The organism is Nostoc sp. FACHB-280, assembly GCF_014697615.1.
In the GTDB taxonomy this organism is placed as follows: Bacteria; Cyanobacteriota; Cyanobacteriia; order Cyanobacteriales; family Nostocaceae; genus Nostoc_B.
Genome location: NZ_JACJSD010000004.1, coordinates 150,752 through 163,505, shown reverse-complemented (window position 1 = coordinate 163,505; position 12,754 = coordinate 150,752). Strand labels below are relative to the sequence as shown.

The window sequence follows — 12,754 nt, the reverse complement described above, 5'->3', positions numbered from 1 at the left end:
AGGGTGTTTGAAAACTGATAATGAAGTTAGTAATAGTTCAACCTATCAATCAGCTAAATTGCTTATTACAAGGAGCGATCGCCCAAACAAATGCTTGCTTATTGCTAAGAGCGATTGCATCTTCATTCGTTAAGAGTTACTAATTATCTCAGTGAACCAAAAAGGTCAGATAAGTCTTTATCAATCTCTTGCTTATAGGTTGGTTCATCCATATTTAAACATTTGCTTACTAGGCTAGAATGATCTTCATGGCGACCTTCAAATAATCTGAAACGTGTATTTTTTAAATAAGCATAAGCTTGACAGGAATTATCACTACTAGCAGATGAAAAATAACCTTGAGAAACTTGGATTTGTTGTAGCATTGCATCTTTAACTTCACGAGTATTATGGCTATTAGCCCAATTTATTGCTTGCTGTGAGTCTACAGGAGATTCGCCTCTAATGACTCGACTTGCATTAACCAAGTAAGCGAATGATTCTGCAATCGCTGTACGAGTTTGGGCTTGCGCTGGTGCAGAAGAAATTACAAAACAGGTGAACATTAAAGCACTAATAACATTGAACTTACGCATGATTAACTCCTAAGTGGTTGTAAATTGCTTGGCAAAATTCAACAAATATTTGCTTATTTCAATGGAGCGATCGCATGATAAAATCCGGCTGATTCATTCAGCGCGATCGCACATATATTGATGTATTTCATGCAGGCGATCGCATGATAAAATCAAGCTGATTCACCAAAGCGAATTGCACAGACGTTTGTATTTAGATATGTGGCAAATTCAGTAAGTCGCTAACTCACTCTTAGAACGATTCTTTTGGGAACATCAAATCTTATATTGCTTATAACGTCACAATTTTTTGTGACTCAAAATGTTTAATCACAAAATTGACATAATTAACTCGTGGCTGTCAATCTGCAATTGCTAAATGTAATCCAAACACACAAGTCTAAGTACATTGAAATACTTTTAACTAAAGTAAAACAAATTTAAACTTCCATAACCTCAACACAGATCAATACTGGTAAAGTTGCAAAAGAACAAGCATCTAGTGTCAGCCAGGAGGAAAGTATTGTGAAAGCCGTCTTAATGACAGCAGCTGGTAGTCCCGAAGTACTGCAATTACAGGAAGTACTAACCCCTAGTGTGCCTTTGGATAATACGCAACTTTTAGTCCGTTTGGTAGCGGCTGGGGTGAACCCGATTGATACGAAACTGCGTAAACGCGGCACTTTTTACCCTGATCAAATGCCGGCAATTTTAGGATGTGATGGCGCAGGTGTGGTGGAGGCTGTGGGTGCTGGTGTACAAAAGTTTCGTCCGGGGGATGCGGTGTTTTTTTGCTATGGTGGCTTGGGTGGACACCAAGGTAATTATGCAGAATATACGGTTGTGGATGAGCGATTTGTGGCGCGTAAACCTGCATCTGTGTCTTTTGCGGAAGCAGCAGCCGCACCGTTAGTATTGATTACGGCTTGGGAAGCTTTATATGAACGTGGAAGATTGGAACCAGGGGAACGGGTGCTAATTCATGCTGGTGCTGGTGGTGTTGGACATGTAGCAATACAACTGGCAAAACTCAAGGGTGCGGCTGTTGCTACAACGGTGAGTACTCAGGAAAAGGCGAATTTTGTGCAGCAACTTGGCGCAGATTACCCAATATTTTACAAACAAACAGATTTTGTTCAAGCCACTTTAGATTGGACTGGTGGTGGAGGTGTAGATTTAGCTTTTGATACTGTTGGTGGCGAGACTTTTCACAAAACCTTTCCGGCAGTGCGGGTGTATGGTGATATTGTGACGATTCTGGAACCTGATGCGAATACGGTGTGGAAAATTGCCAGAAATCGCAATCTCCGCATTGGGTTGGAATTGATGCTAACACCGATGTTGTTGGGACTGGATGAAAGTTTGCAGCATCATGGGGAAATTTTGTCACAGTGCGCGACTTGGATGGAACAAGGAAAGCTGAAAATCCAGGTTAATCATCAGTTTCCGTTAAAAGATGCAGCAAAAGCCCATGAATTAATTGAAACTGGTGCGATCGCGGGTAAAATTGTGCTGCTGATTAGTGATGAATGATTGACATTTGAGTAATTTATTTCTTCCAGTCCAAAATACGCTGAGAAAAGCGCAGAGGTTCGCTCATAATCTGATGTTTGTGTTCCTCTGCGGTTTATTTTTGAGTTTTTCACTACCTGCGTCTGCTGTCGCCGCACAAACACAAGTAGAACGCACACCTCTAACACTGGAAATTTTACAAGAAAGAATAGGTAAACCAATACTCCGCGAAGGTAATTTAACTGTTGATTTGCGGCAGATGGTGATTGATTTGCGTCCAGAGAATAGCAGTTTTCGAGATGCTTTTTATCAGTTGCTGCGGAAAGAATTGCAAAAGGCGGGTGCGAAACCTTTGGGTTTAGACTTGAGTTATTCTGTAATTCAAGGCGATTTTATTGGTAGTGATTTGGGTTTACGTACACCTTTATATGCTCAGGCGATCGCACCAATTTTCACCGCTACTGAACAAGCACAATTAGAAAGTTTACGTCTGATTTGTCTACAATCACTAGCCATTGCTTTACCTAACTCTAAAGATTGTCGTTCACTGTTGGCAACTGATACCAATACCTCTGGCGAAATTAATGTTTTTCGTGGCACTTTAACGCTGGTAAATACTCGCTTTAATGGACAAGTAAATTTTCTGAATACTTTCTTTCTTCAGGCTGTAGATGCTCAAAATGCCACCTTCTTGCAATCAGCAAACTGGAGTGAAACTAGATTTAGTCGTCTGGTTAGTTTCATGAATGCAACTTTCCGCCAAGCAACTAATTTTCAAGGTGGGATTTTTTTTGATAACGTTAATTTTAAACAAGCTCAATTTCAAGAACTAGCTGATTTTCGTAGTAGTTTTTTTGTTCAATCTGCTAACTTTAATCAAGCTTTGTTTAAGCAGTTGGCTAAATTTAACAAAGTACAATGGCAAGGTAATATTAATTTTGCTGATGTTCGCTTTGCTGGTCAAGTTCAATTTACCAAAGCCAACTTTAATCAATTTCTGTTATTGACAGAAGCGACTTTTGAACAAGCCGTAAGTTTTCGGGAAACTCAATTTAATCAGCCTGTGAATTTACGTGGCGCTAGTATTCTCAATTTAGCAGATTTTAGTGATGCAATTTTTGCGAAAACTGCTTTTTTAAATGTACCAGGATTGAGTTTTAATTCTAACCAAGCCAAAATCTTAGGAAATCTTGGTCAAATTGGTAAGAGGTTTTGTGTACCAAGTTTACAAGGTAATCAAAATGTTTTGCGGAATTTAAGTCAGAATTTTCGCCAACAACAACAAATTGCTGATGCCAATCAATTGGAATATCTCAAACAGCGACTCAGATTAATTGAGTTAAGTCAACGGTTGTTGAAAACAAATATTAATAGTGCTTCTAGCACACGATTGATGAATTTGGGTTTTTCAGCAACTCAAGTAGAAGAAATAATTAACCGTCGTCAGTTCAGAATATTTCAAAACAATGCTGAGTTATTAACTTTAGCAGATATTAATTTAGAAACATATCATCAACTGAGAGAACACCTGAGTTTTGGTGAACCTTTAGCTTTAGGTGGATGGATATTACAAGCTTGGAGTTGGTTAGCATTAAGTTTACTGCTATTACTAAGTGGTTATGGCACAAATTTTTGGTTAGCTTTTGGTGTGGGTGGTGTAGCGATCGCTTATTTTGGGTTACTCTTTTGGTTAGTAGACCGTTGTCGCCGTCTTCATCCTCTACCAATAGTTCCCACTTACTACGAAACTGTGGCGATATTGTTAGGTTTTAGTTGTATAGAATTTTTCAGTTTATTAGCTATATTCCGCAATGCCGAACAGCCTTGGCTAACATTGGGCTGTTTATTTATAATTATTATTCCAGTGCCAATCACTTTAATAATTCGATTATATCAACAAGGACGCTATCATGATTTAATGGATGTTTCTTACTTCACTGAAGATGGAACATTCCGCCAATTAAGATTATTAATTGGACGTTTACCAGTAATTCCCCGCAATCAAACATTTCGGGAAAGATATATGCCATTATTGAGCGATCGCCGTTGGAATTGGTTGAATTATTATGACTTTAGCCTAAATAATTTAGTGCGATTAGGATTTAATGATATTCGGTTGCGTGACCAACATTTACCAGGAATTATTGCTACTCTTGCTTGGTATCAATGGAGCTTGGGTGTACTTTATATTACCCTCATTTTGTGGACACTTTCACGGACAATTCCTGGCTTAAATTTACTGATTTATCTGAAATAAAGGATCAATATATAATCTCAGCAACGGAGTTTTTTGTGGCTATTTTAAGAACCTTGGAACCTGGTGATGAAGCATTTCTAGAAAACTTTTTGTTGCAACACGCTGATACTTCGATGTTTTTGCGCTCAAATTGGCGTGAAGCAGGGTTACTTGACCAAGGTGCAAGGTTTCAGGGAACATATATAGCTGCGATCGCTAATGAAATTATAGTTGCAGTCGCCGCACATTATTGGAATGGGATGCTCATAGTCCAAGCACCAGTGCATCTGGCGGAAGTGGTACAAGCAGTAGTCAACCAGTCTCATCGCCCGATTTTGGGCATTGCAGGCCCCGCAGTGCAAGTTGCAGCCACGAAGCAAGTCTTGGGACTAGTTGAACAACCAACTCAACTTGATGACAGCGAAATATTATTGTCTTTGGCATTGCCAAATTTACAAGTACCTCCAGCTTTAGCATCAGGAGAAGTTGAATGTCGTTTACCTTACCCAGAAGAATTTGATTTACTTAGCCATTGGTGTGCTGACTATAATGTCGAAGCTTTGGGACACCTCCACACCCCCGATTTAGTCGTGAATTGTCGCCGTGAGTTAGAAGCACGCCAAGTCAGAGCAAGACATTGGATTTTAGTCGCCGAAGATACTCCCATTGCTTATACAACTTTTAATGCTTGGCTACCCGATATTGTGCAGATTGGTGGCGTATGGACACCACCAGCTTTAAGGGGTAGAGGATACGCCAAATGTGTAGTAGCTGGCTCATTATTAGAAGCGCGATCGCACGGAGTTGAACGTGCTATCTTATTCACCAATCGAGAAAATTATCCAGCCCTAGCAGCATACCAGGCGATCGGTTTTCGTCCTACTGGCGAAGAATTTGGTTTGGTGATGTTTCAGTCAACATAAAGGGAATAGGGAACAGGGAACAGAGACTGTTTGTGATGAGGGATTTAAGGCAATATGGTTTAGATAAGCAAACTAAATTACAACACAACTAGCCAATAACTCAACAAGAAACGAAAAAATGATTTTGGAGGGGGTTTGGGGGACGCAACCGTCCCCCAATCGGGGGTTTGGGGGAGAATCCCCCAAGTCTGGCTCACGCGCTGGTTCCCCTAAATACGCAGTGATAGTATATCTTTGTTAGTTGGAACTCCCTAATTTTAGCCAGCCGCAGACAGCCATTCCCAATCCAAAATCTAAAATCCCAAATCCAAAATTTTTATGAGAGGTACAAGCCCAATTGTTGCATCTGAGCAACTGGCAACTCAGCAACTCTCAACCGTCAGGCGATTTTTACAATACCTGCGACCATATCGCAAAGAAATTCCCATTGCCTTGACATTAGTACTCATTGGTGCATCAACTCAGGCGATCGCTCCTTTTTTACTTGGTTGGTCAGTTGACCATCTAATTGCCCAAGGTAATTTATCTGGTTTGTTGCTGCTGTTAGGACTATTAGCATTACTCTACGTACTTGGTATTTCGGCAACCCGTGGTCAAATTGTGCGTGTCGGCTGGATTATGCAGCGATTATTGGCACAACTGCGCCAAGATATTTTTCTGAAAATTCAGAGTTTGCCACTTAGCTTTTTTGACCGCAGTGAAGCAGGCGATTTGATGAGTCGCTTACTAAATGATGTCAATACCGTCAATCAAGCATTCGGACAAACCGTCGCTCAAATGTTGGGTAACGTTTTTAGTTTGATTGGTATTGTCATTGCGATGTTGGCAATTAATTTACAACTCGGTTTGTTGAGTAACCTAGTTGTGCCACTGATGATTTTTACTACTAGCTTATTTGCTCGTTGGGCAAGAGCGAGATTCCGCGTCACCCGGCAAACCATTGGCGACCTTTCCGCCAAATTAGAAGAAGATATTAGTAGTGTGCGCGAAGCCCAAGCATTTAACCGCGTACAAACCAACATTCAAGAATTCGACCTGCTCAACGCAGCTAACCGGGATGCCAATGTCGAAGCGGTGGCTATTACTGCGGCCTTTTTACCTTCAATTGATTTTCTCAACACCCTCGCCACCGCAGGCGTACTCGCATTCGGTGGTTATCTTGCCGTTACTGGAGCCGCAACTGTGGGTGTGGTGACATCCTTTTTACTCTACGTCCAACAATTTTTTCGCCCGATTCAAATTCTCAGTCAGTTTTACACCCAAGCCCAATCAGCCTTTGCCGGACTAGAGCGAATTTTCCTGCTGTTAGATGAACCAGCCCAACTCAAAGATGCGCCGGATGCCCAAGAAATGCCAGCCATTCAAGGCGAGGTGAGATTTGAGAATGTCACCTTTGGCTATAATCCAGAACAACTGGTTCTCAAAGGCGTGAATTTACACGCCAGTCCTGGACAAATGATTGCACTGGTAGGGCCGACAGGTTCAGGTAAAACGACAATCATTAATTTGATATTGCGTTTTTATGATGTATCTGGTGGGGCAGTCAAAATAGATGACATTGATGTGCGGAGTGTCACCCAAGCAAGTTTGCGCCGTCAGATTGGGATTGTTTTGCAAGATAATATTTTGTTCAGTGGCACTGTAGCCGAAAATATTGCCTTTGGCGCTCCTTACGCCAGCCAAGCCGAAATTGAAAGTGCGGCTCAAGTGGCAAATGTGCATGAGTTTATTACTTCCCTACCACAAGGTTACGCCACCCAATTAGGTGAACGAGGTGCGCCCCTCAGTCAAGGACAGCGACAACTGATTAGTATTGCCCGTGCGGTGTTGATTAATCCCCGAATTTTGATTTTAGATGAAGCAACTAGTAGTATTGACACTCGTACAGAAGCATTAGTGCAGAGTGCGATCGCACGTTTGTTACAAGGTCGTACCAGCTTTGTCATTGCTCACCGCCTCAGCACCGTCACCCAAGCAGATCAGGTATTAGTCATTCAACAAGGACAAATTGTCGAACAAGGCACTCATACACAACTCATAGAGCAACAAGGAGTATATGCCAATCTTTATAGTCTTCAACTAGGCGCAAATAATTCATAGACCCTTACACCCTTGCCCTAGTCCTGCTAGATTTACTCAGGCTGATGATGATTTGATGGTCACAGGTTCATATCCAGCCTCGTAAGGTGTCACCACAGAGATGAATATAAACGGTTCATCACTATGATTAAAAACACCGTGAACACATTTGACTGGTGCTACAACTACATCTCCGGCGGTAATTATTTTGCGAGAACCATCTATATCTAAATAATATTCGCCACTGCCGGATAATATTGTCCAAGTATCCTGACCAGTAGGATGAATGTGCGCTCCAATTTCTTGTCCGGGTTTGACATACCAAGCAACTACAACTGCATCTGGTGATTCCGTCACAATTGAGCGAATTGGTTCACCATCTGTAGGTTGGAAAAAATCAGTACTCTTGAAAATTCTCTCTATACTCATTTTCTGACTAATCTATAGTTGAACAACATACAGCAGAATTCAGAATCGACTTTTTACTAGCCTTGAGAACTAAATTGTATATAGCGGTTCTCGGTTGAACACAGCACATTTTTGACCTCTCTCTTACCAGAAGAGAGGCTTTGAATTGTACTCCCCTTTCCATGTAAAGAAAGAGCAGGTGATTAGGTTTGTATTAGTCTCAACTGCAAACAGCTATAATTCACTCACTGGAAATCTGCTGTATAACATAGACTGACTAATAACAGAATTTATAATACGATTAAACAGATTTTTTGAGCGAGATATATCGGTAAATATTCTATAAGTTATCTGGTAAATAAATATTATTTTATATTGATAAATATGGCGATATTTAATTTTAAATTAGTTTTAATTTATTCTTAATTTTATGTTTTTGTAGATTTTATGTAATCATATTTTGAAATTTAATCGAGTTGATTAGCGCAAATCTATGGTTGTAATGACATACCAAAACCAAAAAATAAAGAGTCAGAATATCAGCTTCTGACTCTGGAATGATAAATTATTCTGACTCAAACTTTGCTAGTAACCGCAGTTGCTACGCTAACTTTCAAACGTTTGAACATAGCTTCTCGTGCTTGGATTGCAAGGTCATCTTCTAGTGGCTTGAGTGTAATAGGTTGTTGATACTTTAGCCGCAATGCAGTTTGAATTAACCAGTCAGCGACAAAGGGATTTTTGGGTAACAGGGGGCCGTGAGAATAAGTAGCGATCGCATTCTGATAAAATGCACCTTCTGTACCATCTTCGCCATTATTGCCTAAACCATACACCACCCGTCCCAAGGCTTCTACTTTACCTAACTTGGTGCGTCCGCCATGATTTTCAAACCCGACAAGATAAGGTTTGCTACCAGTCATCTCTTCTAAATCTTTGGCGAGGCGGGAGGCTGTAACTTCAATTACCAAGTTACCAATGCAACGTTTGGTATTTTCCCCAGGATGAATGGATACTAAATCAAGAATTCCTAACCCTTCAATTCGTTGTCCAAATCCTGGTTCATAATAATGTCCTAGCAGTTGGGGTGAACCGCAAGTAAAAACTCCTGGTGTACCATTGGCGATTTTTTCGCGCATTGCTTCAGCTTTCGACCCTTGCAAATCACGCATTACAATTTCTTGCTGACGGTCTTGTGCGCCACCACCCACAATCACATCTACAGATTTAATATCTTCGGCGGTGGAATTTTGGTCTAGAGGTAATACTTTAACGCTGTATCCCCGCCATTGAGCGCGGCGTTCTATAGTGATAACATTACCGCGATCGCCATAGGTACTCATTAAGGTGGGATACAACCAACCAATTGTTAATTCTAATTTTTCAGAAGTCATAATTCTTTACTCATAACTGGTAATTTATAACTTTTTTCTTTCTAGGATTGCAGAATCCGTAAAAGACTTTTTACTCTGTTCTCTGTCCCCTGCTATATTTTTGCATGGACGTATAGCAATTTTCATCAGATTTCAGTATTTTAGGTCACAGTTTTGTAATTGTCAGACAGCCATAATCTCCACAGGTAACTGTAAATTTACTCAATCTTGGGTAAACAGTTACACTGTTTTTGTGCAATTTTCCCAAAAAGTTAACTTTGTTTAACTAATTGAAAAACTTTTCATATCTCAATGGAGATTATATGCAAGCGATTGAAGCTCCCAATTTGACGGTAATTGCGTATGAAAATGCAGTTTCTGTGTCTCAACTACCTTCTATATGGCAAGATATTGCTAACGGATTGGCAGATGTAGGCATCCCTGAACCCCAAAGTTATGTTGAGATGGCACAGTTATTTCAATATAAGTTAGAACAGGGTGATGTTGACTTATTTAACGAACGTCCAGAACTAGAATATCTCAAATCGTCATTCTCCCAACTATTTGGAAAATTAGCTTGGGAAACCCTAGAATTTTACGGTTATGACTTTATAAAAACTAGCTATCCTGATTTTAATACACTGCTGCAAGATTTAGAATCTAAGGGCGAAGAGTTTGTCAATGAATTAAAAGTAGCGCGGATAGGAATAGAACTTTTTCAAGAATTTGGCTATGAACTACCAGCAAGTTTTTATCATGTGCATTTAGCACCAATTTACCGCGATCATGTATTTGAAGAACGCGCCTTAAGGTTTGATAAGCGAGATATCAAACATAAGCGTTCTTGGGATGCGATATTACACGCAGGTAAGGTTTTTGCGATGCAAATGAAGGTGCAGAGTATCGCCTCTAAATATGGATTTACCTATCAACATGGTTGTGGTTGTAATTCTCACCTATCTTCGATTGATACATCTAATGGAGTATTTGAATATGAATTTACTCCCGAAAAGCGTCAACGGTGGTTGAGAAGTTTTATCTGGACGGCTTGGTATGAATATGCTTTCTTTCCGATTGTTCCGAATACCAGTTATTTAGTTTAGGGAAAAATTTAGAACTAGGGCGAATGGAATTCGCTACTACACAAACGAAGTCCACCTACGTGGACTTAATAAAATAACCCGCGCAGGCGGGTTTTGTCTGTATAGCCGCGATTTATAATCGCCAGGGCTGAATAAAATGTGACTTTTAGTTTTGAGGACAAATCTACGTGTTTTCTCATAAATCAATTTGGATTGCTATATGAGAAAGATGCGGGAGATGAGAAAAATTATAAAAAAGCTTCTTAATTCCCCATTCTCTAAAGAATTTTTCTGCCGGTGAGAACTTCGCGCACTTCTAACATGGCGGAATATGTAGGGAGAATATGCAGGGTTTCGTTGTCTGGTGTATGCTTGAGGGCAGTTGCGATCGCTTGCTTCAAGTCTTCCTCGACAATTAAGTTTAAATTACTCTCCACAGAATTTTCGCTATAACGCAGACGTAACGCCATATCATAAACGCGATCGCCACTCACCACAATAGTTCCGCCACGTTCGACTAATTTTTCTGTATCCACATCCCAAATCCAGGATACATCAGTACCATCGGGGGTGCGATCGTTTAAAACCATGAGTGTAGTTTTATCAGTACTTTGATTCACTACTCGAATAGTCTCATTTGTCCCTACAGGATTTTTTGATAATAAAATTCTCACCTTTTTCCCATCAATAATTAAATCTTCCGCCCTACCGAAAGCAGCTTGGAAATTATTAATAGTATCTCTAATTGTGGTTTCATCAACACCCAATTCAATAGCCGCAGTGGCAGCAGCTAAAGTATTGTATTTGTTATACAAACCAACCAGAATTTGTCCCCATTCGCTACTTTCGAGAGTTGGTTTACTCTTGCTAAAACCACAACTCGGACAAGTAAAATCTCCCAAATGAGACAAGTACACACCTTGATAATCTAAAGAATGTCCACAATTAGGGCAATAAATAGAATCTACGGCGTGTTGAATTGATTCTAGATATTGTTCTGGTTCATTCAAGCCAAAGAATAACACCCGTTGCGGTAACTGCTGACCAAGATGCGATAAAGTCGGGTCATCAGCATTGGGAATTACTACTGTTTCTTTGGGAAGTGTAGAAATTACCTTTGTCCAACGTTTACTGATGGTGTCTACTTCGCCGTACCTGTCGAGTTGGTCACGGAACAAGTTTAAACACAGAATAATACGCGGCTGGAGTGGTGTTAATACCTTGGGGACGATATTTTCATCTACTTCCAAAATGGCGTAGTCAGCATCCAGCGTCCCCACCAAGTTAGTGTTTTCTAGTAAAGCTGTCATCAAGCCATTTTCCAGGTTTGCACCTGTGGAGTTATGGGCGATGTGGTAGCCTTTACGTTCCAAAATGGTTTTTAACAGCAGCGACGTAGTTGTTTTACCATTCGTCCCCGCGATGAGAATTACGCCATTTTTTACCTGCTGACTCAACAATTGCAACAGTCGAGGTTCAATCCGCCGTGCAATCGACCCTGGTAATACACTAGCAGCACCCAGGCGCAGCGATCGCACCGCAAATGTTACAGTTTTCGCCACCGATACCGCCAAACCGAGGCGCAGTCTATCTATGAGTTTAATTTTCTTGCCCACTTCTTTACCTTAATCTTGCTAATTAATCTATCTAGTTGCAAATTTAATCCTGTGAGTTTAGCGAATCCTGGCTCAAAAAGCCAGCACTTAGAAAGTATGAAGTGTGAAAAAGAAATTTCAGACTTCATACTTCATACTTCATCCGTAAGACGTTATCTTAAAAAATAGTGCGCGGGTGTAATTACTTATCCAGCCCAGGTTGCCGAATTCAGCACAAACTTACGACAAATCGTAGCTTGCAAGGTTCCTTTTGATGAATATTACAAAGTTGTTTTTTTTACAAGAACGTATGGCTGACTGGCGACGCTTGATATCGAAATGCCTGTTATTGCTTGTGTGTTTACTGATGTTCAGTATTCAACCGGCTTATGCTGGTATTAATGATGATAATTATGATGGCAATATGTTTGTCGTTTATGCTGGCAATGGTTCCTTAGTTCCACCCAGACAGACACTCGCACAGACTTTAACAGAACATAAACCTGCATTTTTAGCATTTTATGTGGATGACAGTAGCGATTGCAAAAAATATGCCATTGTAATTTCTCGTGTCCAAGAGTTTTACGGACGAGTAGCAGAGATCATCCCGATTGATGTTGATACAATTCCAGTCAAAGAAAAATATGATCCCACAGAACCAGGATATTACTATTCTGGGGGTGTGCCTCAAGTTGTGGTGTTTAACCAATCAGGGCAAGTATTGTTAAATAAAAAAGGTCAAGTACCCTTTGAGGAAATAGACGATAAATTCCGAGAAGTGTTTGATTTATTACCGCGCTCTGAATCAGTAGAATTAAAGCGCCGTTCCTTTAATGAATTTAGCAGTGAGTTAGCCAAATAACTGCCAGGGTAGACTGAGATGGTCTACCCTAATTTTTAGTACTGTGGGCTACTGCATCACCAATCAAGCAAAGGATAATGTTGAAATAACCAATTTTCACACATACGGAAATTCATAGTTCAAAACTATT

At 40.3% G+C, this 12,754-nt stretch carries 11 protein-coding genes; 7 read left to right on the top strand and 4 right to left on the bottom strand.

Translation table 11 applies throughout. From position 1 onward, the window contains the following. Nucleotides 1–20: 20 nt before the first annotated feature. Nucleotides 21–143 carry a hypothetical protein gene (locus tag H6G75_RS33435; RefSeq protein WP_277884069.1) on the top strand — a complete coding sequence of 41 codons (123 nt, stop codon included), beginning with the start codon at nt 21–23 and terminating at the stop codon, nt 141–143. Here the strand turns inward: H6G75_RS33435 and H6G75_RS04540 are convergent, their stop codons facing one another. Next, nucleotides 144–575, bottom strand: coding sequence for a hypothetical protein (locus H6G75_RS04540; protein WP_190978778.1), 432 nt, complete (start codon nt 573–575; stop codon nt 144–146). A 504-nt stretch (nt 576–1,079) separates the two neighbouring features. Here H6G75_RS04540 and H6G75_RS04535 point away from each other — a divergent pair. The 4 genes from H6G75_RS04535 (at nt 1,080) to H6G75_RS04520 (ending at nt 7,325) form a co-directional block, all read left to right on the top strand. Further along, nucleotides 1,080–2,087: a zinc-binding dehydrogenase gene (locus H6G75_RS04535; protein ID WP_190978777.1), complete on the top strand. Its 1,008-nt coding sequence runs from the start codon at nt 1,080–1,082 to the stop codon at nt 2,085–2,087. 73 nt (nt 2,088–2,160) lie between these two features. Beyond that, nucleotides 2,161–4,323, top strand: coding sequence for a pentapeptide repeat-containing protein (locus H6G75_RS04530; protein ID WP_190978776.1), 2,163 nt, complete (start codon nt 2,161–2,163; stop codon nt 4,321–4,323). Between the two features lie 35 nt (nt 4,324–4,358). Next, the gene (locus tag H6G75_RS04525) at nt 4,359–5,225 is read left to right on the top strand and encodes a GNAT family N-acetyltransferase (RefSeq protein WP_190978775.1); all 867 of its coding nucleotides are present in this window, start codon (nt 4,359–4,361) and stop codon (nt 5,223–5,225) included. Between the two features lie 318 nt (nt 5,226–5,543). Next, nucleotides 5,544–7,325 (top strand): ABC transporter ATP-binding protein, encoded by a 1,782-nt coding sequence (locus H6G75_RS04520; protein ID WP_190978774.1) that lies wholly within the window; start codon nt 5,544–5,546, stop codon nt 7,323–7,325. A gap of 36 nt (nt 7,326–7,361) precedes the next feature. Here H6G75_RS04520 and H6G75_RS04515 read toward each other — a convergent pair whose 3' ends face one another. Beyond that, complete coding sequence (locus H6G75_RS04515) at nt 7,362–7,733, bottom strand: cupin domain-containing protein (RefSeq protein WP_190978773.1); 372 nt, start codon at nt 7,731–7,733, stop codon at nt 7,362–7,364. Nucleotides 7,734–8,287: 554 nt separating this feature from the next. Further along, entirely contained in the window at nt 8,288–9,106 is an 819-nt protein-coding gene (locus H6G75_RS04510) for a type 1 glutamine amidotransferase (protein WP_190978772.1), read from the bottom strand. A gap of 302 nt (nt 9,107–9,408) precedes the next feature. On the opposite strand from H6G75_RS04510, the gene H6G75_RS04505 reads away from it, so the two are divergent. Beyond that, complete coding sequence (locus H6G75_RS04505; RefSeq protein WP_190978771.1) at nt 9,409–10,188, top strand: hypothetical protein; 780 nt, start codon at nt 9,409–9,411, stop codon at nt 10,186–10,188. A 257-nt stretch (nt 10,189–10,445) separates the two neighbouring features. On the opposite strand, the gene H6G75_RS04500 is transcribed toward H6G75_RS04505, so the two are convergent. After that, nucleotides 10,446–11,783, bottom strand: coding sequence for a MurT ligase domain-containing protein (locus tag H6G75_RS04500; RefSeq protein WP_190978770.1), 1,338 nt, complete (start codon nt 11,781–11,783; stop codon nt 10,446–10,448). 253 nt (nt 11,784–12,036) lie between these two features. On the opposite strand from H6G75_RS04500, the gene H6G75_RS04495 reads away from it, so the two are divergent. After that, the gene (locus H6G75_RS04495; RefSeq protein ID WP_190978769.1) at nt 12,037–12,624 is read left to right on the top strand and encodes a thylakoid membrane photosystem I accumulation factor; all 588 of its coding nucleotides are present in this window, start codon (nt 12,037–12,039) and stop codon (nt 12,622–12,624) included. Nucleotides 12,625–12,754 lie beyond the last annotated feature (130 nt).